Annotated in this window: 19 protein-coding genes and 1 pseudogene; 11 read left to right on the top strand and 9 right to left on the bottom strand. The window is 58.1% G+C overall.

Going from position 1 to position 24,385, the window contains the following annotated elements; genetic code table 11:
• Positions 1 to 18: 18 nt before the first annotated feature.
• The 4 genes from EDF70_RS27635 to EDF70_RS27620 form a co-directional block, all read right to left on the bottom strand.
• On the bottom strand, positions 19 to 768 hold the full coding sequence (locus EDF70_RS27635) for a GntR family transcriptional regulator (protein WP_132280835.1): 750 nt from the start codon (positions 766 to 768) through the stop codon (positions 19 to 21).
• Positions 769 to 925: 157 nt separating this feature from the next.
• Complete coding sequence (locus tag EDF70_RS27630) at positions 926 to 2,056, bottom strand: sugar phosphate isomerase/epimerase family protein (RefSeq protein ID WP_132280832.1); 1,131 nt, start codon at positions 2,054 to 2,056, stop codon at positions 926 to 928.
• 100 nt (positions 2,057 to 2,156) lie between these two features.
• Positions 2,157 to 3,011 (bottom strand): amino acid ABC transporter permease, encoded by an 855-nt coding sequence (locus tag EDF70_RS27625; RefSeq protein ID WP_132280829.1) that lies wholly within the window; start codon positions 3,009 to 3,011, stop codon positions 2,157 to 2,159.
• A gap of 3 nt (positions 3,012 to 3,014) precedes the next feature.
• Positions 3,015 to 3,950, bottom strand: a complete 936-nt coding sequence (locus tag EDF70_RS27620) for an ABC transporter substrate-binding protein (RefSeq protein ID WP_132280826.1) — start codon at positions 3,948 to 3,950, stop codon at positions 3,015 to 3,017.
• Between the two features lie 530 nt (positions 3,951 to 4,480).
• Between EDF70_RS27620 and EDF70_RS27615 the strand changes: the two genes are divergently transcribed.
• From EDF70_RS27615 to EDF70_RS27575, 9 genes are all read left to right on the top strand, one after another.
• Positions 4,481 to 5,698 (top strand): ABC transporter ATP-binding protein, encoded by a 1,218-nt coding sequence (locus EDF70_RS27615; protein ID WP_165932164.1) that lies wholly within the window; start codon positions 4,481 to 4,483, stop codon positions 5,696 to 5,698.
• A 19-nt stretch (positions 5,699 to 5,717) separates the two neighbouring features.
• Positions 5,718 to 6,758, top strand: a complete 1,041-nt coding sequence (locus EDF70_RS27610) for an extracellular solute-binding protein (RefSeq protein WP_132280820.1) — start codon at positions 5,718 to 5,720, stop codon at positions 6,756 to 6,758.
• A gap of 9 nt (positions 6,759 to 6,767) precedes the next feature.
• Complete coding sequence (locus EDF70_RS27605; RefSeq protein WP_132280817.1) at positions 6,768 to 7,595, top strand: ABC transporter permease; 828 nt, start codon at positions 6,768 to 6,770, stop codon at positions 7,593 to 7,595.
• Positions 7,588 to 8,409: an ABC transporter permease gene (locus EDF70_RS27600; RefSeq protein ID WP_132280814.1), complete on the top strand. Its 822-nt coding sequence runs from the start codon at positions 7,588 to 7,590 to the stop codon at positions 8,407 to 8,409. Before EDF70_RS27605 ends, EDF70_RS27600 begins: the two co-directional genes overlap by 8 nt.
• 31 nt (positions 8,410 to 8,440) lie before the next feature.
• Complete coding sequence (locus EDF70_RS27595; RefSeq protein ID WP_132280811.1) at positions 8,441 to 9,865, top strand: Xaa-Pro peptidase family protein; 1,425 nt, start codon at positions 8,441 to 8,443, stop codon at positions 9,863 to 9,865.
• 1 nt (position 9,866) lies between these two features.
• Positions 9,867 to 10,529, top strand: coding sequence for a flavin reductase family protein (locus tag EDF70_RS27590; RefSeq protein WP_165932163.1), 663 nt, complete (start codon positions 9,867 to 9,869; stop codon positions 10,527 to 10,529).
• 86 nt (positions 10,530 to 10,615) lie between these two features.
• Positions 10,616 to 11,551 (top strand): allantoinase PuuE, encoded by a 936-nt coding sequence (gene puuE, locus EDF70_RS27585; protein WP_132280983.1) that lies wholly within the window; start codon positions 10,616 to 10,618, stop codon positions 11,549 to 11,551.
• Between the two features lie 14 nt (positions 11,552 to 11,565).
• Positions 11,566 to 12,387, top strand: coding sequence for a bifunctional allantoicase/(S)-ureidoglycine aminohydrolase (locus tag EDF70_RS27580; protein WP_132280805.1), 822 nt, complete (start codon positions 11,566 to 11,568; stop codon positions 12,385 to 12,387).
• 117 nt (positions 12,388 to 12,504) lie between these two features.
• Positions 12,505 to 14,682, top strand: coding sequence for a malate synthase G (locus EDF70_RS27575; protein WP_132280802.1), 2,178 nt, complete (start codon positions 12,505 to 12,507; stop codon positions 14,680 to 14,682).
• Between the two features lie 198 nt (positions 14,683 to 14,880).
• Here the strand turns inward: EDF70_RS27575 and EDF70_RS27570 are convergent.
• Positions 14,881 to 17,237, bottom strand: a pseudogene (locus EDF70_RS27570) (hypothetical protein).
• Positions 17,238 to 17,444: 207 nt separating this feature from the next.
• On the opposite strand from EDF70_RS27570, the gene EDF70_RS27565 reads away from it, so the two are divergent.
• Positions 17,445 to 18,551 (top strand): Fic family protein, encoded by a 1,107-nt coding sequence (locus EDF70_RS27565; protein WP_132280799.1) that lies wholly within the window; start codon positions 17,445 to 17,447, stop codon positions 18,549 to 18,551.
• 142 nt (positions 18,552 to 18,693) lie between these two features.
• On the opposite strand, the gene EDF70_RS27560 is transcribed toward EDF70_RS27565, so the two are convergent.
• Entirely contained in the window at positions 18,694 to 19,362 is a 669-nt protein-coding gene (locus EDF70_RS27560; protein WP_132280796.1) for a glutathione S-transferase family protein, read from the bottom strand.
• Positions 19,363 to 19,399: 37 nt separating this feature from the next.
• A complete protein-coding gene (locus EDF70_RS27555; protein WP_132280793.1) occupies positions 19,400 to 20,077 on the bottom strand; it encodes a peroxiredoxin-like family protein in 678 nt (225 codons plus the stop codon).
• 104 nt (positions 20,078 to 20,181) lie between these two features.
• On the opposite strand from EDF70_RS27555, the gene EDF70_RS27550 reads away from it, so the two are divergent.
• Positions 20,182 to 21,078 (top strand): LysR family transcriptional regulator, encoded by an 897-nt coding sequence (locus tag EDF70_RS27550; RefSeq protein ID WP_165932162.1) that lies wholly within the window; start codon positions 20,182 to 20,184, stop codon positions 21,076 to 21,078.
• A 421-nt stretch (positions 21,079 to 21,499) separates the two neighbouring features.
• Here EDF70_RS27550 and EDF70_RS27545 read toward each other — a convergent pair whose 3' ends face one another.
• Both EDF70_RS27545 and EDF70_RS27540 read right to left on the bottom strand, forming a co-directional pair.
• The gene (locus EDF70_RS27545) at positions 21,500 to 22,954 is read right to left on the bottom strand and encodes an ATP-binding protein (protein ID WP_132280790.1); all 1,455 of its coding nucleotides are present in this window, start codon (positions 22,952 to 22,954) and stop codon (positions 21,500 to 21,502) included.
• 660 nt (positions 22,955 to 23,614) lie between these two features.
• A partial coding sequence (locus EDF70_RS27540; protein WP_132280787.1) for a LysR substrate-binding domain-containing protein occupies positions 23,615 to 24,385 on the bottom strand: 771 nt, incomplete at its 5' end.

The following is a 24,385-nucleotide window of genomic DNA, read 5'->3' as shown; positions in this document are numbered from 1 at the left end:
TGCTCAAGACCTGAATGGTCAGGAAAAGTTCTCCAGCACAGCCAAGAAGGTATGACGATCACCCTGGCCCTCGGTCAAGCGCACCCGACCTTCTATATCGGCGAGGTGGTGGTCCATTAACTGCTGTGCTTTTGCCAGATCTTGGGCCTTCAGCGCAGTCACGATCTGGCGGTGGTGGTCAGCGCCGCAATCGTCCTGTTTTTCTTCCTCATAAAGGGCCATGACCAGAGACAGGCGGGCGACGATTTTGGACAGCATCTCAGTCATGACGGCATTGCCACCGAGTTCCGCCAGCACGATATGGAACTTACCGGAGAGAACCGTCTTCGACTTTTCGTCGCCGTGATGGTGGATATGCTCTTCCTCGTCGGTCAGCTTTTCGAGTGCATCTAGTTGCTCGGTGGTGGCGCGGGCCATGACGAGATCTAGGATAGCGTGTTCGATCTTGCGGCGTGACTCGAATAGGGCCTTGGCTTCTTCGATGCCTGGTTCGGCGACGAAAGTACCGCGGTTGCGCTTGCGCTCCAGAAGATGGTCACTCTCCAAGACGCCGAGGGCGCCGCGAACGACGGTGCGGCTTACGCCAAAGTGGTCGGCGATCGCATCTTCGAGGATTTTCGTCCCCGGCTTCAGAGCGCCTTCGCCTATGGCATTGGCGAGCGTTGTGCGAATCCGCTCGGAGACGTCGTCATTGGCGCTTTCAGCCGCATCAGCCGAGGCGTTGGCCTTCGGCGCTGCCTTCGTCGTTTGACGGCGCGTCCTTTTCATGTGGTACTCCAGATGCATGGCGGCCCATGCCGCTCGATCTAATTATGTTCATAGAAATATTGTTGCGTATATCGCCGTCTGCCAGAAATCCGCCCGGTCAAGACGTTATCAGATGTCTATGGCGGCTAGTACCGCCACAGACTGGGTGAGTGCCGGTTTATGCAGCGTGGCGCTTGGCAGTCGACGGGGAAAGCGCGATGCCCTTCTCCGCGCATAGCCTCTCGATGTAACGAGCTGAGTTCTTGATGAAGGTCACTGTCTCACCATAGCCGTAGGATTGGCGCTCGTAGGTCGGATAGCCGTACTGGCTCGCCTCATACGCTTCCCAATCCGGGATCTCGCCGGATTTCACGCGCGCTTCGAAGGTGTCCACCGTAGCCATGTAGACCTCCAGTTCTTCGGCGTTCAGGTCCGGATGCGCGGCGCGCCAGATCGGGTCATCGATCTGGATGCATTGGCGCGGATTCGCCTTGCGCGGCTTGTCTTCGACAGAGGCTGCGACTTCCAGCGAAAGGTTTAGATCCGGATTTGCCTTGGCAAGGATGGGAAGGATCGTGGGAAAATCCACGATACCCTTGCCGACCGGGCGGGTCTGGAAATCGAGACCTCCGAATGCTCGGCCGACATAGGCGTCTTTGATATGCGTCTGGCGGACGTAAGGCGCGACGCGCTTTGCCGCAAACACCGGATGTTCCCCACGCTGCAGGCCGTTGGCCGTGTCGAACACGACGCCGATACAGTCATCGCCAACTTTCTCGATCAGCCGGAGGATTTCAAAAGAGGTGATTTCATCATGGGTTTCCATGTTGAGGTGGACGCCATTGGCGCGCGCGACGGGAGCAAGCTTCAACAAGATCTTCTCGATGGCCAGCAACTGCTCGTCCCAGGTGACATCCGTGCGAAAGCGGTCATTTGCCAACCTGCCACGGTATTCCGATTTGAAATTGCCCGGTGAGATCCACAGTTCGAGGCATCCGATCGCGGCGCTCGCCTCGATCATCCGGGTGAAGCCCAGAATGATGTCGCCGTCGCCGATCGCCCGGAATTCCGGAGCCTCGGCGCTGCAATAGGGATTGATCTTGCCGACACCGCTTTCGAGGTAAAGCCCAAGCTCGTCGGCTTTCGCCCGGATTTCGCGAAGCGCACCCTTGTCGAGCGTCGGGCTCATGTCGAGAACGGTCGGGAAGAACAGGCCACCAAGACCAAGCTCCTTGACATGGTCGAGGCTTGCCAGCGGCCCGCGCTTCAGGAACTCGGGAAGTTTTTGGCTATCGATACCCAGTCTCATGATGATCTCCTTAGTGTTTCCTGACGGGATGCGCTGCAATGGCGATCCCTGCTTGTTAGATTTTCTTGAAGCTGCGGCCGGCGCTTAGGCCTGCGGATGGTCACTTCTCATTGCTGTTCGAGCGGCCTTTCGGTGCCAGTTTCCGTTCCAGATAATGCTGGCCCACCGAGGCGACTGTGGTGATGCCGAGGTACCAGAGTGATGCGACGCAGAGGAGTTCAATGACCAGGAAGTTGCGGGCATAGATGGCCTGTGCCTGTGTCAGCAGATCCTGCATGCCGATAACCGACACGATGGCACTCGCCTTCAGCATGCCGATCGCCTGGTTGCCGGTCGGCGGGACGATGAGACGGATTGCCTGCGGGAGGACGACAGTCCGCAGGGTCTGGAGTGGTCTGAGGCCCAAAGAGGATGCGGCTTCGCGCTGTCCCCGATCCACGGCTGTCAGACCGCTACGGATGATCTCGCTCATATTAGCCGCCTCGTGCAGGCCGAGCGCCAGAAAGCCTGCAAGGGCGGGTGTCACAATGTCGTTTACCGAGACGGACCAAGAACCGAAGCCGATCTCAGGAATGAAGAGCGCGATGTTGAACCAGAAGAAGATCTGGACGATCAGCGGTACGCCGCGAAACCACCAGACGAAGGCGACGGCGATCGCCTTCAGGACAACGTTCTGGCTGGTCGCCATGATGGCGACGAGGCAACCGATAACGATGCCGGCGACCATGGCGCCGGCCGTTAGTTCGAGCGTGAGGACGACGCCGTCGAGAATGACGGGGTCGATCATGTAGCGCGGGATTTCACTCCATTGAACGCTTTGATTCCGCCCAATGACCAGAAGCATGAGAGCCAGCGCGATGATCGCGACGGCACCAGTCACGAGCTGCCCGAACCGAACTGTCTTGCCGATCGGAGGAGCCATTGGCATGCTGAGAGACTGTTGGGCGAAAGACATGGCTCAGTCCACCGGCATCGAGGCAGCGTCGTTGAACTTGACGGTCTTCACGGCGAGCGGGCCGAGGCTCCATTTTTCCATGATCGCCTGATAGGCGCCGCTATCGACCATATGTTGGAGTGAGGCGACCACCGTATCGCGCAGTTCCGGATTGTCTTTGGAGACCAACATGCCGAGATAACCGACGGCAAGTCGTACATCCGGTAGCGCCTGCAGGCCGACACCCTTGCCGGTTTGCTTTTCGGTCGTGTAGACGCTGGTTGCGTAGCCGTTGACGGTTGCATCGGCGCGACCCGTGCGCACCGCCTGCAGGACGTCCGGCATTTTCGGGATGGACATGATCTCGATCGGCGCCGTCGTGCATTTTGCCGATGCGGCGACGACCAGCCTGTTCTGAAAAGTGCCGACCGGCACGGCAACCTTCTTGCCGCAGAGGTCTTCCATGCTCTTGATTCCGAGGGGATTGCCCTTGGTCGTCATGATGGTCGTCGCATCATACATGTAGTCAATCACATCGACCTGCTTTTCCAGCTCCACGTCGTCATTGATGCCGGAGAGCGTCATGTCGAAACGCTTGGACAACACGGCCGGAACGATTGCCGCGCCCGCGCCGACATTGGTCATCTGCATATCGACGCCGAGAATGACGCCCAGCGCCGCGGCAAGGTCCGCATCGATGCCGACGAGCTTGCCGGCTTCATCCTGAAAACTGATCGGCGGCGTCAGGTCCGTCGCAACCTTGATGACCTTCTTGTCCTTGATGGCGGCAGGCAGGCTGTCGGCCAGTTTCTGATTGAAGGCGATGCCCGGAAGCTGGGCCACGTCCGCATCCGGCACCATCTTCACGGGCGCGCCTTCCGCGGCCTGTGCAGTCGATGCGAAGAGCGCGAACGCAATGCCGGCAAGACCGGCTGTGAGAGTTTTCTTGAAGCTATGCATGCGGACCCCTTTTCACATTTCTACGTCGTGAATTTTCAGGATAGTTCGATGCAATCACCATGCCACCTTGGATATAGCATCTGTATGCTGTTGTTTTTCATGTGATATTTTTTCATCTAAAATATTCAAGGGAATTCGAACCAATTTTCGCATATCCGTGCGAACATACTTTGATGAAAAAATGACCTTTAAGCTACCGCAGGGCCGACCGGACTCGGTTGGCGCTAGCTAATTTACTGATTTTACTCCTCATCCTTTGCATACCCGAGATCGATGGCACATCCGCGCAAGTGGCGCAAAGCGGTGAAACGGCACGATTTCTACGCTGACAAGCCGAAATCGGTGCACATCAAATCATCGTTCAGCCGCTAATGATGCACAATTTATAGATTGTTACGTTATGCCGCCGATTCGTAATTATGGATATACGAAACTAGATAAACCAAAAATTTAATATGTTAATCAATTGGTTGATCCATGTTCGACCGCGCTCATTGTAGAGTTGGCACGTTGCTTGCAAATCCTTTGCCATGACCCAGAGCGAACTCAAATTTGCCGATCGATCACATCTCCGCCTGATGCCGGCGAGCGCGATGCTCTCGTTAGGTCAGGCGCAACCCGAGGGGATATTCATGCCGCAGGCTTCGAATGCAGCAGAAGGCAGAGAGCTAAGCGTTCGTGGCCTGACCCATAGTTATGGCGGGCAGAATGCGATCAGCGACATTTCTTTCGAGATAAAGGCGGGCGAGATCGTTGCGCTTCTGGGGCCGAGCGGGTGCGGCAAGTCGACGGTGCTGCGCGCCATTGCCGGCCTAATCCAGCCGAAAAGCGGGTTGATCCAGCTTGGCGGCCAGGATCTTGCCAATGTCTCGGCCCGTGCGCGTGGTATCGGCATGGTGTTCCAGAACTACGCGCTGTTCCCACACCTGACGGTGGCCGAGAACATCGCCTATCCGCTCGCCTGCCAAAAGGTGGCGCGCACCGAGCGTCGTGAGCGGGTGGAAGAAATGCTCTCGCTTGTGCAGTTGAAGGGTTTTGGCAACCGGCTGCCGCGCGAGCTTTCCGGCGGCCAGCAGCAGCGCGTGGCGGTGGCCCGCGCGATCGCAGGCCGCCCTTCGCTTCTGCTTCTCGACGAGCCCTTCGGTGCCTTGGACCGGGCGCTGCGTTTCGACCTGCAGGTCGAACTGCTTCATCTGCAGAAGACGCTCGGCATTACCACGCTGATCGTTACCCATGACCAGGAAGAGGCGCAGAGCCTCGCCGGCCGTCTCGTGCTGATGAACAAAGGCAATGTCGAACAGATCGACACGCCGATGGCCGTATATGACCGGCCGAAAACGTTGTTCGTCAATACGTTCATCGGACAGGCCAATGTGCTGCATGGGAAAGTGGACCGCCTGGAGGCTGAGGCAACCACGATCGCGCTTACCAATGGCAAGGCTCTCGTTCTGCCGCGCCGCCTGAATTTTACCACGGGCTCCACGGTCACGATTACCTTCCGTCCGGAGGACGTTCGCCTGTCTGCGACGCCGAGCGCATCGGCGCTGCCGGCGAGGCTGACCGTGTCAGTGCCGCTTGGACCCACCCTTGTCCATGATCTCCTTCTCGAAGACGGGACCAACCTTCGTGCCTCGGAGGTCCGCGGACCTTCGACCTTCATTCCCGAGCCGGGAGCACAGCTCTTTGCCGAGATAGACACCATGAGGTGTCACGCCTTTCCGAGCGAACCGGAAGCATTCCGTGAATAACAACAACAGAGGTGAACAGATGCAAGACTTCAACATCACACGACGTCATTTCGGACTGCTTGCCGCCGGTGCGGCTGCAGCCGCGACCGTTCCTTTTGCTGCCCGCGCGGCCGGTGGCACTGCTGTTGCCGCGACCTTTCCGGGTAATTGGGAAGACGGTTATCGCAGCGTGCTGACGCCGCTCGTCAAGGCGGCCGGTTTCGATCTGACAGTTGCCCCGGCCATGGCGCAGGATCAGCTTGCCAAGGTCATGGCAAGCCCCGGCAACCCGCCTTACGACACGCTGCTGATGTCGCCCGGCCAGATGGCCGTCGCCGTCGAGAACGACCTTATCCAGAAGATCGACCCGTCGAAGCTGAAGAACTGGGGCATGCTCGATCCGGCATTCCAGGGCGAGTACGGCCCGACCGTGACGGTCGAAGTCAACGGCATTGCCTATAACCCCGATCTCGTTCCGGCACCCAAAGGTTATCGCGATCTCTTCGAAAACCCGGCCTACAAAGGCCTCGTTTCGTGGACCGGCTTTGCCTCCAATACCGGCGTGATGGCCTATACCGAGATCGCCAAGATTTTTGGCTCCGGCCCGACCGACATGGATGCCGTCTTCAAGCTGTTCAAAGACCATCCGGAACACATCAAGGGTGTCGTTGCCAGCACCAACCACCAGATGACACTGTTCCAGCAGGGCGAGATCGCCGTCTTCATGTGCTCGACGGGCAATGTCGCCAAGCTCAAGGCTCTTGGGCTCAAGGCGGAGTTCGTTCAGCCTGAAACCGGCTCGCCGGCAGCGCCCGTCAATATCCATCTGACCAAGGGCGCCAAGAATGTCGATGCAGCCTATGCCTATATGGATGCCGCGATCTCCAAGGCCGCGCAGGACCAGTTGAAGATGCCGCCACGCGAAATGTTCCCGACCAACAAGGACGTAGAACTGACGCCAGGCATCGAAGCCTATGTAAAGCGCGAACAGCTGGCCTCGCTCGTCTATCCGGACTGGGCCGCGATCAACAAGAACCGTGCGGAATGGATCCGCCAGTTCGACGCCCTCGTCGCCGGTTGAGGTAGCGCCATGAAAGCGAGCGGCTTCCCATACGTTATCCCGATGCTTCTGCTGTCGGTGGCGTTCTTTGCGACGCCGCTCGCCGTTCTCGTCGGGTTCAGCTTTATCGGCCCCGAGGGCCTGTCACTGCACAACTATGCGCGCTTTCTCGGCGATGCGTTCAACTACCGTGTCCTGATTAACACCGCCAAGCTTGGCCTGCAGACCATCGTCAGCACGACCCTGCTCGGCGTGCCGATCGCGCTTCTCTACTGGCATAGCGGCAAGACCGCCCGCCAGATCATCATTTTCCTGACGCTGATCCCGATGCTGACCAGCAATGTGGTGCGCACCTTTGCCTGGATCGTCATCCTCGGGCGGCAGGGACCGATCAGCGAGACATTCGTGGCGCTTGGACTTGCCGAGCGTCCGTTCTCGCTGATGTCCACCGAACTTGGCCTCGTCATGGCCATGTGTCAGATCGACCTGCCGCTGATCATCCTGCCGCTGGTCGCCATCTTGTCGCGCATCCCGGTCACCTATACCGAGGCCGCGCAGGTTTCGGGTGCCGGCCCCTGGCGCATTCTCGTCACGGTTCTGTTGCCGATGATGCTGCCCGGCCTTTTGGCGGGATGGATCCTTGTCTTCGCCAGCACCAGCGCGTCCTTCGTCACCCAGGCCGTCATCGGCGGTGCTCGCAATGTCTATGTACCGCAACTGATCTACCGCGAGGTAGGTACGCTGTTCGACTGGCCGATGGCCTCGGCGATCGCCGTGGTGCTCCTGTTGTCGACCGGCATCCTGCTTGTCGCCATGACCATGATTTCTCGTCACCGGAGGCTCGTCGGCCATGCGTAACCAATCCGAAAACCCGCTCCCCGCTTTTCTCTACAAGGCATTCGTCTTCGGCTTCGGCGGCCTGAGCCTGATCTATCTGGTGGCCCCGATCGTGATCGCCATCACCATGTCCTTCACAGCTGGACAGACGCTCAAATATCCACCGGAAGGGTTCTCGCTACGCTGGTACGAGGCGCTGCTCGACCCGCTCCGCTCCAGCACGGAACAAATCGCGGCCGGCAATTCGCTGAAGATCGCGGGCCTCGCAGTCCTCGGCTCGCTGCTCTTTGCCGTGCCCGCCACGATCGGCATGGCACGGATGCGTCGCCGTTCAGTCAACACGATCGAACCGCTGCTTCTCGCCCCGCTGGTGCTGCCGAGCCTCGTTTATGGTCTCGCAGCTCTGATCGTCGCCAATTTCGTCGGCTTTCAGCCGTCGCTCTGGCTCACCGTCGTTGGCCATGTCGTGGTGTTCGGGCCGCTGATGTATCGTGCCGCCTCTGTCGTTGCGCAGGGCATCAATCCCTCGCTGGCGGAAGCCTCGACGGTGATGGGGGCGACCTGGGTAACGACGCTCAGGCGCGTGATCCTGCCCTTGCTGACCCCCGGCATTCTCGCCGGCGCATTCCTCGTCTTCATTCAGTCGCTCGACAACGTCTCCGTCTCGCTCTTCCTCGCCGATGCGCAGACGACAGTCCTGCCACTCCGGATGTTCGCGCTGATCGAGGAATCTCTCGATGTGCGCGTCGCCGCCATGTCCGGCCTGCTGATCGGCCTGACCCTGGTGGTGATGCTGGTGGCAAGGCGGGTGCTGGCGCCCTCACGACAAGCCTGATGCAAAAATAATCCTGGAAGGAATACCCCCAATGAACATGAATGCCACCAAGGCAGGAGCCTACCGCGTCGGATCGCTGCTTGCCGATTTCCAGCCGGATTTCGATTTTGCCGCCCCGCTCCCCCTGCCGGTCGAGGAATTTGAGGATCGGCTGCGCCGTATCCGCCGTCAGGCGGTCGAGGCCGGACATGATGCGCTGATCGTCCATACCGGCGGTGTGGGCTGGTTCCACACGTCCAACCATTATCTGCGTTATATCTGCGACTGGATGCGCGAGGGCGTGTTGATCATCCCGACGGATGTCGACAAACCGATGGTCCTTCTGTCCTTCTTCACCCAGTCCGTGCTGTTGCCGCCGGGCGGCGAACCGGTTTTGGTGGAGGACATCTGGCAGATCGGACCAATCGGCCGGGAATATGCGGATCGTCCGGGCGACAGCGTCATCAAGACGGCGGAAAAATGCGCCGAACTGCTGGCGGGCATGGGGCTGTCGAAGGCGCAGATCGGCCGTATCGGCGACCGTACCTCGCTAACCTTCTGGGCAGGCCTCGATGAACTGATGCCGAAGGTGAAGTTCGTCGCAGACAACGCCATTCTCGACCGGATGCAGAAGGTGCGCTCGCCCCGCGAGATCGAGATGTTTCGTGCGGCAGCTCAATTGGTCAGCATTGCCACGCAGGCGGCCTATCACGTGGCAAAACCCGGCGTGACCGACCACGAGATCTTTGCCGCCTTCACCCAGGCGCAACTCTCCTTCGGCGGCGAGACCGGTGACGGTTACCAGATCGGCATCAACGAATTTGGAACCCATTGCGGCAAGCCATACGGCCATGTCGTGCGGCCGGGAGACCTGATCAATCTCTATGTCTCCAACATCACCTATCGCGGCTATACCGCACAAACCGCCCGCATGATTGCCGTTGGCGAGATCACGAAGCGGCAGGAAGAGGTGCTTGCCGCCTGCACCGAAGGCGTTAAGCGCGCAGAAAAGTTGATCCGGCCAGGCGCCCTGATGCGTGACGTCAACAACGCCGCCTTTGAGCCGATGATCGAGCGAGGCATGCTGACCTCGCCGGAAGCGCGCACCATGCCCTATAACTGGGCGCCGATGGACGATGGCAGCGCCCGCCTGATCCCGCGCCAGTATGTGAAGAACATCGACTGGGAAGCCCAGGGCCGCACCTTGATGCATGTCTATCCGGCGACCCATGGGCCGCATAACCCCAATCTCGGTCATTCCGTCGGCATGGCCGGCGGGCAAAACAGCTTCAACATCTCTTCCCACAACTATGACCGTATGGAGGAGGGCATGGTGTTCGTGCTGCACACGCAGTGGCTGGAACCGCTGTCGGCCGGCTGTAATGTCGGGGACATGTATGTCGTCACCAGAGACGGGTTCGAGAACCTGTCGCGCCACACCCCGCTTGAAACCCACCGTATCGCTGTTGAGGCCTGAAATGATCGACCATACCCATTTCGATTTCGCCAAGCTCACCGAGCGCGAACGCTATAAGATCCTGATCGGCACGGTCATTCCGCGCCCGATCGCATTGGTGACGACGGTCAGCAAGGACGGTCAACCGAATGCCGGGCCGTTCAGCTTCTTCAATGTCTTGACCCATGATCCAGCCATCGTTGCAATCGGCGTCGAGAACTATTCCGACATGCGCTTCAAGGACACGGCCCGCAATATCCGCGAGACGGGCGAGTTCACCGTCCATATCTGCGACAATGCCCTTGTCGATCAGATGGAGGTCTGCGCCATCAAGTTCGGCCCGGAGGTCGATGAGATGGAAGAGGCAGGACTTGCAACCGTGCCTGGCCGGATGGTGCGCAGCCCGCGCATCCTCGCAGCGCCCGCCGCTCTCGAATGCCGCCGCCATACGACGCTGCAGGTTGGCCCCGCCCGTGAGATCATCCTCGGCGAGGTCGTCGGCGTGTTCGTTCGCAGCGATGCGGTCAATGCGTCCAATCTGCATATCGACCAGCAGATGATGGACGCCGTCGGCCGCATGGGCGGCCACACCTACACCCGTACCCGCGACCAGTTCGACATCAAGACGCTGACGCCGCAGGAATGGGAAGCCCGCAAGTCTGGCGAACAGGCGGCCGCGGAGTAATCACCGTATGCGGCTGCATGTTGCATGGTGGTGCCAATGGCATTGCCACGCGCTGAAATGAATTTCTGCAAGGATCTATCATGACAATCCTGTCGCCCGACACACCGCGCGGTCTCGTTGGCTACGGCCGCAATGTTCCCGATCCGAAATGGCCGGGCGGCGCGAATATCGCCGTGCAGTTCGTCATCAATTACGAGGAGGGCGGCGAAAGCTCGATCATGGATGGCGATTCCGCGTCGGAAAACCTGCTCTCCGAGATCGTCGGCGCATCCGCGTGGCCCGGTCAGCGCAATCTCAACATGGAATCGATCTACGAATATGGTTCCCGCGCCGGCTTCTGGCGGCTGTTCCGGCTGTTTACCGAACTCAAGATGCAGTGCACCGTCTATGGCGTGACGCTCGCTATGGCGCGCAACCCGGAAGCAGTTGCCGCCATGAAGGAAGCCGGCTGGGAGATTGCCAGCCACGGCTATCGCTGGCTGGAATACAAGGATTTTCCGATCGAGAAGGAGCGTGAGCATATTCTCCAAGCCGTGCGCCTGCATACCGAACTTGTCGGCGAGCGTCCCTACGGCATTTACCAAGGCAAGCCTTCGGACAACACGCTGAAGCTGGTGATGGAGGAGGGCGGGTTCCTCTATTCGTCCGACAGCTATGCCGATGATTTGCCCTATTGGGTGCCGGGCATCGATGGAAAGCCGTTCCTGATCATTCCCTATACGCTGGAGACCAACGATATGCGGTTCGCTACGCCGCAGGGGTTCAACGCGGGCGACCAGTTCTTCACCTATCTCAAGGACGCGTTCGACACGCTGTACCGCGAGGGCGAGGAGGGGAGCCCGAAGATGATGTCGGTCGGCCTGCATTGCCGGCTTGTCGGACGTCCGGGCCGTATCGCGGCCCTTCGCCGCTTCATGGAATATGTCGCCTCGCACGACAAGGTCTGGGTGCCGCAGCGCATCGACATTGCACGGCACTGGCATGAACATCACAAGCCCGCTGATCCGTCTTCGATCCTCTGACTGAGCATTAAATCATGACAAAGAACCACTATTTCTCAAATGTCGGTGGCCTGCCTCCGCAGACACAGACGCTTTCCAGCAAGGCCGTGTTCACCACCGCCTATGCGGTAATCCCGAAGACCGTGATGAGCGACATCGTCACCAGCGTCCTGCCGCATTGGGAGAAGACGCGCGCTTGGATCATTTCGCGGCCCTTAAGCGGTTTTGCCGAAACCTTTGCGCAATACATCATGGAAGTGGCTCCGGGCGGCGGCAGCGTGAAGCCGGAGCCTGATGCCCGCGCTCAGGCCGCGATCTTCGTCGTCGAAGGCGAGGGCGCTATTAGCTATGAGGGCAAGGAGCGCCCGCTCAGGACCGGCTCGTTTGCCTACATCCCGGCCGGCCATGCTTGGGCGTTGAAGAATGACAGCACGGCACCGCTGCGCTTCCATTGGGTCCGCAAGGTGTTCAAGGTCGTCGAAGGCCTAGAAGCGCCGCCGGCCGCCTTCACCCATGAGGACGAATGCACGCTCGACTGGATGCCGGATACCGACGACACCTGGGGCACGACGCGCTTCCTCGATCCGAACGATGTGCGCTACGATTTCCACCTGAACATCGTCACCTTTGAGCCGGGCGCCAGCATTCCCTTCATGGAGACCCATGTCATGGAACACGGGCTTTACGTGCTCGAGGGTAAGGCGGTCTATCGGCTGAATAGCGACTGGGTCGAGGTAGAGGCGGGCGATTACATGTGGCTGCGCGCCTACTGTCCGCAGGCATGCTACGCGGGAGGTCCCGGCCGCTTCCGCTACCTGCTCTACAAGGACGTCAATCGGCATCCCGATCTGTTCTGATTAGAAGCCCTACCATCCAAACAAATTTAGAAAGACATGGCGGCGACCATGTCGTTTTCAGCCTTCTGGCTGTTCGAATATAGCAGCTAGAAATGGCTGTGAACCTGGAGATTGAGTATGACCTACGTTGATGGTTTCGGCCTTCAAATTGATGAGACACTTCACCGTTTTCTGGTGGATGAGGCTCTGCCGGGAACCGGGGTCGATGCGGACCATTTCTTCACCGGGTTGTCCGCGATCGCCCATGATCTGGCGCCGAAGAACCGCGCGCTTCTTGCCAAGCGCGACGCTTTTCAGCTGAAGCTCGACGACTGGTACCGTCAAAACGGCGCACCGTCGGATCTGTCGGCCTACGAAGCCTTCCTGCGCGAGATCGGCTATCTATTGCCCGAGGGGCCTGATTTCTCCGTCTCGACCGAGAACCTCGATCCGGAGATCGCGCAGATCGCCGGGCCGCAGCTCGTCGTGCCGGTGATGAATGCGCGCTATGCGCTGAATGCCGCCAATGCGCGCTGGGGCTCGCTCTATGATGCACTCTACGGCACGGATGCGATCTCCGAAGCCGATGGTGGGGAGAAGGGCAAGGATTACAATCCCGTCCGCGGCGCCAAGGTCATTGCATGGGTGCGTGATTTCCTCGATCAGTCTGCCCCGCTCTCCGGCGCCGGCTGGAAGGATGCGGCATCCTTCAAGGTCGAGCATGCAGCCCTATTCGTGACGCTGATAGGCGGACAGGTGACCGGCCTCAGCGATCCGTCGCAATTTGCCGGCTATCTCGGCGATGCGGGCGCGCCGACGCAGATCCTCCTGAAAAAGAACAATCTCCATGTCGAGATCCTGATCGACGCGACGACCGATATCGGCAAAACAGACCCGGCTCATATTTCCGACGTCTGGGCCGAATCGGCGATCACCACGATCATGGACTGCGAGGATTCAGTCGCGGCCGTCGATGCCGAAGACAAGGTCGTCGTCTATCGCAACTGGCTCGGCCTGATGAAGGGCGACCTGACGGAAGAGGTCTCCAAGGGCGGCAAGACCTTTACCCGCAAGCTCAATCCGGATCTCGACTATACGGCGCCGGACGGCTCGATCTTCGAACTGAAATGCCGCTCGTTGATGCTGGTCCGCAATGTCGGCCACCTGATGACCAATCCGGCCATTCTGGATCGCGACGGTAACGAAGTGCCCGAGGGCATCATGGATGCGATGGTGACCGCGCTGATCGCCATTCACGATATCGGACGCAAGGGCGGCCCGGACGGTCGGAAGAAGAATTCCCGTCTCGGCTCCATGTATGTGGTGAAGCCGAAGATGCACGGGCCGGAAGAAGTGGCCTTTGCCGCCGAGATCTTCAGCCGCGTCGAACAGGCGCTCGGCCTGCCGGCGAATGCCATCAAGATGGGCATCATGGACGAGGAGCGCCGCACGACGGTGAACCTCAAGGAGGCCATCCGCGCCGCCAAGGACCGCGTCGTCTTCATCAATACCGGTTTCCTCGACCGCACCGGCGACGAGATCCATACCTCGATGGAAGCCGGCCCGATGATCCGCAAGGGTGATATGAAACAGGCTGCATGGATCGCGGCCTATGAGAACTGGAATGTCGATATCGGGCTCGAATGCGGTCTTTCCGGCCATGCCCAGATCGGCAAGGGCATGTGGGCGATGCCCGACCTCATGGCGGCGATGCTTGAGCAGAAAATCGGCCACCCGAAGGCGGGCGCCAATACCGCCTGGGTTCCGTCACCGACGGCGGCAACGCTACATGCTACCCACTATCACACGGTGGATGTGGCAGCAGTTCAGAAGAGCCTGAAGAGCCGTACCCGGGCCAAGCTTTCCGACATTCTTTCCGTGCCGGTGGCGCCGCGCCCCAACTGGACGCCGGAGGAAATCAGCCGCGAACTCGACAACAATGCACAAGGCATTCTCGGTTATGTCGTGCGCTGGATCGACCAGGGCGTCGGCTGCTCCAAGGTGCCGGACATCAATAATATCGGCCTGATGGAGGACCGCGCGACCCTGCGCATCTCGGCCCAGCACATGGCCAACTGGCTGCACCACAAGGTCGTGACCGAAGACCAGATCGTCGAGACGATGAAGCGCATGGCGAAAGTCGTGGATGGCCAGAGTGCCGCCGATCCCCTTTACACCCCGATGGCTGTGGATTTCGACGGCTCTATCGCGTTTAAGGCGGCACTCGATCTGGTTCTGAAGGGGCGCGAGCAGCCGAATGGTTACACCGAGCCGGTCCTGCATCGTCGCAGGCTGGAGCTGAAAGCGAGGGGCTAGCAGGTAAAGTTGCGTTTTCGAACAGATGTTTGCGCCCGGCACTCTGCGCATGAGAGTTTTAAAAAAGCATGCGTGTCAGCGCGTTAGTGTTGAGCGGAACTTAGGGACGTCGGTTCGATTCCGCTCAAGGCGGAGACGAGGACGCTCGGCCCAGATGCAACATGTTCTGAGTGTCCGAGCCGAGCATCTCATTCGATCTTACGCAGCTTCCCAAACCTGATTGAGGATCTTGGCGGCCAGTGCGGCCTTGTCTTGCGGAAGGAAGCGGCCGTAGTGCTGCTGCACGACATCGGGCGTATCTTGAATGGCATAGCTCGCCTGCTCGTAGGATCCGGTCTGCTTCAAAATATGCGTCGCAAGAATGTCCCGCAGGTTATGCGGTCCATGCGGAAGGAGGCCCTTGATCGCACCCCGTCCGGTATAGGGATTATAGATGCCGTAACGTTGGATGACAGTCCGCCAAGCCTCGTAGAATGTGGTCGAATTGTAAGCAGCATCAATACTGGTCGTCTTCACCGTCTTGACGAATAGCGTTTGGGGATCTTTCGCACCGCCAAGCAGAACTCCACGATGCCTGTCGATGTAAGCGTCAAGGTATTTGTAGAGATCGAGAAGGTCGGGCAAAATCAACCGGAACGGCTTCTGTCCGAAGAAAGAAGAGCCAGAGTTTTTGAACGCGACCGATGGGATAAGTACCTCCCACCCATGATCGCGGTCGTTCCAGCGCAGCTCACCGCACTTCATATCCTCCAGCCGGCGTTCTGACGTCGGATAGTGTCCACGGGGGCAGACACGAAGTTGGCGAAGGTTCTTCTGTCTGAGCCCAAGGTGCAGGCCCAGCCGAAGCAATAGGAATGATCTAACGGCTTCGGCGGCCGGTCGTGGATATCTCTTCTCATCCGGCATGTGTCTCACGATCTCGTCCGTGATCTTACGATATTCCGCCAGCGGGCTGTCCGCTTCAAGTACACACATGATCGGTTCAAATGGATCGCGATGCACGCGCATCACTCGCTGGATCTCCTTGGAACGGTTAGCGGCATGTCGGTGAAACGCATCACAGGCGCCATGCCAATCGCGAGCCGCGAAATCGATTTCTTCCTGCTCAATCAAGCCCGCAATGGGCCTGACATTCCGAAGCAGCTCCGGATGCTGCCGGATCCAACCGACTTCCGCGCGAGATAGGGCTTGGGCGACCATCAGCATGTCTTCTTCCCACTTGGTGTAGAAGCCACGTCGCTGTTCCCGCCACTGCAGATACCAGTCCCAAACGCCAGGGAAGACGAGAAGGCCGAAGCTTAACTGGCTGACTGGCACACCGAAACCCCTCACGACACCGTTTGGCGAGGCAGCAAGCGCACCAAACATCAAGCCGAGGTGCTCAATCTTCTGGGAGGCCGTTTCTTCACCCCAGACGCCGTTCCGTTGGAACCCAATCGCCGTCAGCGTCGAAGTCTTGAAGCGGATGAGATCAGCCATTTCCATGGCAAGTCTCGGCGGTGCGTCGACAATGCCGGAGAGCAGATTAGGGTCATCAAGTTCTACGGCAACGTTTTGATTGGTGCCGGCCGCCGATGCCAATGACCGAGAGGAAAGAAAACTGCTGCCATAGGTGACGCCGGGAAATCGGATGGCATATCGCTGCTTGCTGGCCGCCGCCTGATAGCGGCGATATTCCGTAGAGCCGGAAATGATCACCCGGCGCACCCAATCGAGGATCTCCTCGCGCTTGGTAAAGGGCAGGCTGTTGAAGTCTTCGGGCAGGTGCAGTGAAATCCGTCGACGCTCAGCTGGGCTGATGTCACCGAGATCGTGACCATACAGCGAGCGTGCCTGATGCGGCAGTTTCTCTTTGAAATATCCCTCTGAAAGTCGATAGCGTCGCTCAATGCGGCGGAGGATGTTGAAACTGGCAACAGATCGGGGCACGCGCTCTCCGTGGATCCAGGATAGCAGCGTCTTGTTGTCGAAGGTCTCATTCAGATGAACAACGGCGCGGTAAAGCTGCCAATAGGTGTCGCCGAACCGACGCATATGGTAGACCAATGCGTCCTGAAAGCTCGCCGGATCTTCTGTCGCTTCAAATAGTGCTTCTGGGAAAGGGCTTATCGGTTTTGGTGCTGGGCCGGGCGATGTTGACGCAGACCGGACAAAGGTGCCAGCGATCGCCGCGCGTTGTGGCTGTCGGGCGGAGCGTGCGGAAGCTGCCTTCTTGGCGGGCGTCATTTTACCCGTGCTAACTGTCGGCTTTGGTGGTCGTCGTTCTTCGGTAGCTGGTGGTGCGCCGAGCCAGCGGATGATTGCATCCAAGCCTGGCCGGACCTGCTTTTTGAGTTCTGCCGTTAACTCGGCTTCGATCCCACAGGCCTGACCGATCATCTTCCAGTCGATATGGCCATTCAGAAGCGGGGGCGATTTGCGGTAATGATCAAACTGGCCAGATAGGGCCGTATATTTTCGAACACCCGCCTGGATGCGACTGGAGCGATACGAAGCTCGCAGAATTCCGAAATTTTTCGCTGAAAATGTCGTGATGAAAGGTCGTGTTTGGTCATGCTTATCCCTTTTCGCTCGGCACCAGTGCCGAGGGCGATCGGAAATAGGGGGCGCCCATTAACAAAATATGTTTAGGGCAAGAGGTCAGCTGTCGATCGCTGCTTCTTGAATGGAGAGATGCAGATTGTGGTGCTGAGCGATAGACGGGCTTGCAATAGCTCATTTCCAGCAATAATTATGAGCTATAGAGAGGGATTCTATAACTCATGAAATGGAACTGGCAAAACACTGACTGGCCAAACTTCAGATACGATACCGCAAGCCTGATATCGTTGGAGCAGAAATTCTTGCAGTCCGCCGGCGAGGTTATCGGTGCTGTTCGACATTTCAACGATGACGACAGCAACCAACTTCGCATTGAGTTGCTGAGCGACGAAGCGGTCAAGACCTCAGAGATTGAGGGGGAATTTCTGGACCGCGTGAGTGTCCAGTCATCACTCCGCCGGCAGTTCGGGCTAAACACTGATGATAGACAGATCCGCCCCCAAGAGCGGGGGATCGCCGAGATGATGGCGGATGTCTATCGAAGTTGGCATAGGCCGCTGTGTCATGAGGGACTGTGCCACTGGCATTCAATGCTGATGGCCGGAAACCGATATATTGAAACGGTTGGTGCTTACCGCACGCACGAAGACGCCATGCAGATTGTATCGGGTCGATTGGACAAACCCACTATCCACTTCGAGGCTCCCCCATCTCGCCAGGTTGCCGCTGAGATGGAGACCTTCAGCACATGGTTCAATCAATCCGGGCCAGATGGTCAAACGTCGCTTCAAGCTTTGACGCGCGCCGCAGTAGGACACCTTTACTTTGAAAGCATACATCCATTTGAGGATGGCAACGGCCGAATTGGACGCGCGCTCGCCGAGAAATCCCTAGCGCAAAACATAGGGCAGCCAAGCCTCATTTCACTCGCCTTCACAATCGAGAAGCGCCGGAAGGCCTATTACTCAGAGCTTGAGCGGCACCAGCGCACGCTTGATATCACCGACTGGGTCATTTTCTTTTCAGAAACTATCCTGGATGCTCAACAGGCGACGCTTGAGCGCGTAGATTTCTTCATCCAGAAAGCAAAGTTCTATGATCGTTTTCGGGACAAGCTGAACGAGCGGCAAGAAAAGGTAGTCGCGCGCATCTTCAAGGAAGGCACGGCTGGCTTCAAGGGAGGTCTAAGTGCCGAAAACTATATCTCGATCACAGATACATCTCGCGCTACAGCAACACGCGACCTTCAGCAACTCGTGGAGATCGGTGCACTGACGCGTACGGGTGAACGTCGGCATACTCGGTACTCACTGTCATTGCAGAAATAATTCGCTACCACTCCAATGAACACCACCAAAGTCATTATCTAGGCGAACGGCTGTTCGAATCCTATCAAGGCGGTCGTTCATCGAAGGGGCCGCCTTCTGACTGGGCGCCGGTCGCCGTCCTGCTGACACCGGCGCCATGTTCTCAAAGCTTTATGCCAGCCGCTTCTAGCGCACTATCGATACGTTCATCGACCTCTCGCTTGGTGGCAGTCCAACCGGGTACCGTATCCAGCAGGCGCTGCTGCCACGCGACCAGATTGGGAAACTCGTTAAGCGGGATCTTCGTCCGCTCGTTCTGCGAGAACGGGCCGGCAATGTCGAAGTCGGCCAGCGTTAGCCGGTCGCCGACGATGTAGCTATGCTTGGCGAGGTGCGCGTCCAGCACGGCAGCGGCTGCCCGAAGCTTGTCGGCTGCCATCGTCACGATGGTCTCGTCGGCAGGCTGACCCATGAAGCGCTTGGCAAGCACCTCGTCGAAGGTGAGGGTGGCGAAGACGCGCCACTGCTCGCCGGACCAGAACATCCACTGGAGGATCTCGTACTTCTCGCGTGTCGTCCTACCAGCCAGATCGCTTCCCGCCTTTTCGGCGAGATAGAGGTTTATCGCGGCGGACTCGTAGAGGATGAAGTCGCCGTCGACCATGACGGGCGACAGGCCGTGCGGGTTCAGCTCCAGAAACTCGGGCGTGTGGCTCTCGCCCTTGAAGAGATCGACGTTGACGATCTCGATGTCGATGCCCATCGCGCCTGCTGCTGCTGTGACGCGGCGCCGACTGCCCGACCCGGGATCACCATAGATCTTGATAGCCATTGTAAGTACTCCTTCTCTTGGTCGATGATATGGGTAATTAGGCGGGCGTGCCCGCACGTAGCCGATCGAGAACCAGCAGCAGGTCGAAGGGATCGGGGCGCCGGGTATAGTCGGGGTTGACCTCGGAATAGGCGATCACGCCATCCGTCCCGATCACGTAGCGCGCCGGCATCGGCAGCACCCAGGACGGATCGTCGTTGATCTTCGGCAGGTCGTTGCCAAATTGCTTGTAGACCTCGATCAGGTCTTCCGGCAGCGCGAAGCGCAGGCCGAACTTGTCGGCAATGGTGGCGCCGGTGTCGCTGAGGATCGCGAAGCCAAGCTTGTTGTCGTGCTGCGATTTGCGGCTGTTTGCCGGAGTCTGGGGCGAAACCGCAACCAGTCTTGCGCCGCGTGCCTCAATCTCGGGCCGAACATGTTCCAGAGCCTGGAGATCAAAGTTGCAGTAGGGGCACCAGGCGCCGCGATAGAAGGTCACGACCAGCGGACCTTGGGAGAGCAGCGATCGCGAACTTACGGTATTACCGTCGGCGTCCTGAAGCGTGAACTCGGGCGCCGTGTCTCCCGCCTCCAGGGCATTGTCGGCCTGATGGCTGTCGATCAGTGACTGGGTCGCACGCTGCATTATATCCAGCTGTGCCTGGGTGGGAACTAGCGGAAATCGTCCGTTCTCGAAGTCGTTACGCAAAGCATCGAGTTGGTCCTGGAGTTTCATGTCAATTTTCCGTTTCGCGGCGAAGGTGCCGTGAGCCGGAAATTAGGCGATCAGCGAGAACGCGTGTATCCATTCAATTCAAAGAACATTTATCTGGATTTCGAATGAATGATCGCTGGCAGGAGATGACCGTATTCGTTCGCGTGGCGGATACCGGCAACCTATCGCGCGCTGCGCGGGAATTGAAACTCTCACAGCCTTCGGTGTCGCGCATCGTTGGCATGCTGGAGGCGCGCCTGGGAACAACCCTGTTGCTGCGCACCACCCGCAGCATCTCTTTGACGGACGCCGGCGCACTTTACCTGGAGCAGGCAAAACGATTGCTCGCGGAGATGGAGGAGGCCGAACAGGCTACGCGGGGCCTGGATTCACTCCACGGAGTTATCCGTCTTGCAATGCCGCTGATGTATGGCACACGTGCGATCATACCGGCCCTGGCGCCATTCCTGAGCTGGCATCCCGATCTGAAGGTGGAGCTGGTTATGAGCGACGCGCGGCAGAACCTGATCACGGACGGGGTCGATCTGGCCATCCGATTAAATGTCGGCCGCTTGGACGATTCGACTTTCGGCGCTCGCAAGCTGGCGTTGGTTGAGCGACTGGTTATCGCAGCCCCGGGCTACCTATCTGCTCATGGCCTCCCGGCGACACCGGCCGACCTTGCTCAACACGACTGCATCCTTCAGCATGGCTCGTTCGGCGGAGAAAGCTGGCGGTTCACGCACAACAAGACGGTCACATCCGTCGATGTCCAGGCAAGGCTGTGGATCAACTCAGCCGCAGGAGTCCTGGCGGCTACGGTAGCGGGCATGGGCATCGCGCTGGGGACGCGCGTGATGGCGGGAGAGGAGCTGCGCACCGGAAAGCTCACGCGGCTGCTCGAGCCCTATCGGCTCGATCCGGCCGAAGTATACGCTGTGTTCCCAGCCGGTCCGAGGCCGTCAGCAAAAGTGCGGGCGATCGTAGATCATCTAGAAGTGTCGCTCGGGGCTATTGGGTAAGGCCGTCGCCGCTCTCGGCGCCTTCCGGTTTTGTCAGATCGATTGAATGGCTTCGCGCACGAGCGGACATTTGCCTGAGTAAAGCAAGCGTTGATGTTTTTGAGCCGGGTTCAGAACCACAATTAAATCATACGGGTCAACTAGGGGCCGAACTGGCGTCACGGAACACCGATTGGTACACATCGTCAATTAACTGCGATACACGCCCACTCGTGGGGACTGGCTGTGGTTACAAATCATCGCACGGAAATTGATCGCGTTCCGGGAATCGGGTGCAGCCTGGGTTGATTAGGTTTTCAACGCATGCCCGCCATAGCTGGTCACTAGGAGGGCCTCTTTCCGCAGGCTCTTACCGCTGGGTCGATGGTTCGATTCCGCTCAAGAGCTGTTAAATTATTCTGTTCACTTTGGCATCGCAGTATCATGCCGCCCAATACGGAATATACCTTGCATTGCGCTTGCCTTGATCCGGGTCCGCGGGAGCAATACGGCCCAGTTTGATTGACTCTGCAATCACAGCGGAAACGGCCTGATACTCTTCCGGAGTCAATGAAAAACGCTCGCGTAGAGTCGCATTGCTCATGTAATCGTGGGTGAGCCAGCGAAGGACGCAATGAAAAAAGCAGGCACGCAATTTTTCCGCCTTTGACATCTGGCCGAAGCCCTTCGGCGCAAACAGTACGACACGCATTGAATGCTCAGATGAGATGAAGTCTGGGGGAGGCAGCCGCTGCGCTTCGATTTCTATAAGGGTTTTGTCAAGACCGCCGCCGCGCTCCTCACACAGTCCGAAAGAACGCATGGTTGCAGCAAGCTTTTCGTTTCTTGATCGACGTTCGTCCAGAATGCGATCGGTGTTGATTAGGGAGTTGCCGGGATTGGTAACCTCGATGCGGTTGTCGTAGATTTCAACGACCGGTCCAACGCCGCTTGCCATAAAGTCCTGATGAATAAGAGCGTTCGCAATAACCTCGCGTACAGCGGTTTCCGGGAAATGCGGCACCATCCGTCGAACGCCATCGATATACCGCTCATCCTTCGGCAGCCTCTCCATCAGAAACCGCATCATTGCCGTGAAAGCGACAGCATACCCCTTTCTTCCCTCCTGTTCGAAGTCGGAACGGGACTTGTCACGGCCAGAATATTTGACAATGCGAACCGTCTTCCCCGCGATTGATGGGAAAACCGTTACATCACGCGCTAGCATAATTGCGCCTAAGTTGGTGATGTCGAACCTTCCCTCGAGATTGTCGAGAAGGAAACCTGCATCAACCATTTTTCGAATGATTTCTTGATTATTTTTTGGCCTTGGCTCATCGGTCAGATCATAAATCGGATCTGGATCCAGTATCGCGAATATATCGTCTGCCGTTACATTCGATAACGCGACCGCAGTTTCGAAACGTCTTCGACCAGTCGCTATCCAGAGAGCACGTTCGTGTTCAGGAAACTCAGCAAGCTTTTTCTTGTTTTCGCCAATCCTGACAAATTCCGTACCGGAAAATTTCACCGGCCGCTCATAGGAAGGTTCAATGGCGACGATTGAGTAAGCCAAGCCGTCGCACACACAGTCCAGCACCTCGATCAGCACCCTTGGCTCGACCATTCGGGCGAGCCAGTTGGTGAAATCCTCGTTGCCCTGCTTTAGTTGCTGCAGGCGGAGTTCGGTACCGACGCGTCTCTTGGTCCTGTCTTCTATCCCAAAGACGAGAAAGGCACGATCTCGACCAAGCAGCATTGCCGAGTTCGCCAGCGCCGACACGTACTCTCCGATTTCACGCGGATCCTTGTTGTTGACCTTGAACTCGAGCCATGCATTCTCGGCCGGCTCTTGTAGCAATCGATTGAGAAGTGCGCAGGGATCGTGAATTGGCATGCCGGGCCTCTTTTATCCCCCTTATATCAGATTCGGTGGTTTCGGCATCATTTTTTCGATTAAGGCCTGCAACAATTCGGAATAAAAACAAAGCGATGCAGCAAGGCGGTCGAAGAGGTTTTTTATCCTCGTTTTGAACTGCCTCTGCTGCAGCTGCTTTGCTAAGCGCAAATTTGGCTGTTCGCTTTTATCCTCGTTATATCTGAATCTAAGCATGCGTAAGGGGCTGACCCTATTAAAAACAATAACTTAGATACAAAAGCGGTAGGCGGTTTATATCGCCTTGAAATTGCCCATCGGCCGTATGCGCTTTTAATATGTCATCTTCAGCATCTTCATGCAGCTTCTCATAGGGAAGCAGACATGACGCGCACAACGCTGCTCTACAGCCTCGCTCTTCTCGCTTAGCTGTTTGTTTGACATTTGTGCTATCGCTGGCCGTCTAGCCTGCGATCATGTGAATGCCACAGCAGCGGGTGAGAGTGCTGTATCCGACTATCGCGTAATGATCGCGGTCTCCAAAAAGGCGTAGTCTCAGCGGCTTAGCGACTTTCTATGGATCTAACCCATTGAACATTACTGCAACATTTCAGCTGCAACGACGGTTCAAGTCTCATCAAGGCGATACTTTCGCGAGAACGAGCGAAACTCGGAATTGGCTTATTGCGATACCAGGTCTTTCGCAAGTTCGCTGACGACACCCCTGAGCCAACGATGAGCGGGATCGTGACGATACCGCACATGCCATGCCATCTCGACCGGGAATGTTCCAAGATCGACAGGTGCTTCCACGACCTTAAGCCGCGGGTCTCGCTCCAGGCTGCGGCAGATCAGGCGCGGCAATGTTGCGCAATAATCGGTCACCGCGACCATCTCGGGAACTGACAGGAAATGGGTGACGGAGACAGCGACCTCGCGCTTGAGGTTCTGCTGTCCCAACGCCTGGAATACGCCCGCGCGAATGCGACCGGGTGGCAGGACATTGACGTGTTTTAGGCTCTCGTAAAGATCCCGCGTCAGGCTAGCGCCGACATCCGGATGGTCGCGACGTACGATGCAGGCCAGTCCGTCGTCCATGAGATGCTGGAGGACGAGGTTGTCCGGTGGGTCGATAACCCTTCCCAGCACCATCGCCGTCGTCCCCGAAATCACCCCAGTATCGGCGAGATCGTTGCCGAAAGGCGTCATGCGAAGTTTGATCCCCGGAGCTTGCTCTCGCAGCCTTGCCACCAGCGCTGGCATCAACACCAGTTCGACATAGCTGTTTGGCGCGATCAGGAAAAGGCGCTCGCCGCTTGCCGGATCGAAATCCTGCTGGTGGACGACGAGATCATCGAGCTGCGCCAATGCGGCTTCGATCGTCGGCGCGATCTCCTCGGCAAGCTGTGTTGGTCTGATGCCGTAGCGCTCCCGGATAAACAGCGGATCTTT

It is taken from the genome of Neorhizobium sp. JUb45 (assembly GCF_004343585.1).
Lineage (GTDB): Bacteria > Pseudomonadota > Alphaproteobacteria > Rhizobiales > Rhizobiaceae > Neorhizobium.
The sequence above is the reverse complement of the archived record's forward strand: the minus strand, read 5'-3'. Positions and strand labels throughout refer to the sequence as shown.

Coding starts and splice junctions, on each gene's coding strand:
- EDF70_RS27580 (WP_132280805.1), top strand. CDS start 11,566: ATGACAAAGAACCACTATTTCTCAAATGTCGGTGGCCTGCCTCCGCAG.
- EDF70_RS27635 (WP_132280835.1), bottom strand. CDS start 768: ATGAAAAGGACGCGCCGTCAAACGACGAAGGCAGCGCCGAAGGCCAAC.
- EDF70_RS27545 (WP_132280790.1), bottom strand. CDS start 22,954: ATGCCAATTCACGATCCCTGCGCACTTCTCAATCGATTGCTACAAGAG.
- EDF70_RS27595 (WP_132280811.1), top strand. CDS start 8,441: ATGAACATGAATGCCACCAAGGCAGGAGCCTACCGCGTCGGATCGCTG.
- EDF70_RS27600 (WP_132280814.1), top strand. CDS start 7,588: ATGCGTAACCAATCCGAAAACCCGCTCCCCGCTTTTCTCTACAAGGCA.
- EDF70_RS27550 (WP_165932162.1), top strand. CDS start 20,182: ATGAATGATCGCTGGCAGGAGATGACCGTATTCGTTCGCGTGGCGGAT.
- EDF70_RS27575 (WP_132280802.1), top strand. CDS start 12,505: ATGACCTACGTTGATGGTTTCGGCCTTCAAATTGATGAGACACTTCAC.
- EDF70_RS27610 (WP_132280820.1), top strand. CDS start 5,718: ATGCAAGACTTCAACATCACACGACGTCATTTCGGACTGCTTGCCGCC.
- EDF70_RS27605 (WP_132280817.1), top strand. CDS start 6,768: ATGAAAGCGAGCGGCTTCCCATACGTTATCCCGATGCTTCTGCTGTCG.
- EDF70_RS27560 (WP_132280796.1), bottom strand. CDS start 19,362: ATGGCTATCAAGATCTATGGTGATCCCGGGTCGGGCAGTCGGCGCCGC.
- EDF70_RS27625 (WP_132280829.1), bottom strand. CDS start 3,011: ATGTCTTTCGCCCAACAGTCTCTCAGCATGCCAATGGCTCCTCCGATC.
- EDF70_RS27590 (WP_165932163.1), top strand. CDS start 9,867: ATGATCGACCATACCCATTTCGATTTCGCCAAGCTCACCGAGCGCGAA.
- EDF70_RS27630 (WP_132280832.1), bottom strand. CDS start 2,056: ATGAGACTGGGTATCGATAGCCAAAAACTTCCCGAGTTCCTGAAGCGC.
- EDF70_RS27565 (WP_132280799.1), top strand. CDS start 17,445: ATGAAATGGAACTGGCAAAACACTGACTGGCCAAACTTCAGATACGAT.
- EDF70_RS27615 (WP_165932164.1), top strand. CDS start 4,481: ATGACCCAGAGCGAACTCAAATTTGCCGATCGATCACATCTCCGCCTG.
- EDF70_RS27555 (WP_132280793.1), bottom strand. CDS start 20,077: ATGAAACTCCAGGACCAACTCGATGCTTTGCGTAACGACTTCGAGAAC.
- EDF70_RS27620 (WP_132280826.1), bottom strand. CDS start 3,950: ATGCATAGCTTCAAGAAAACTCTCACAGCCGGTCTTGCCGGCATTGCG.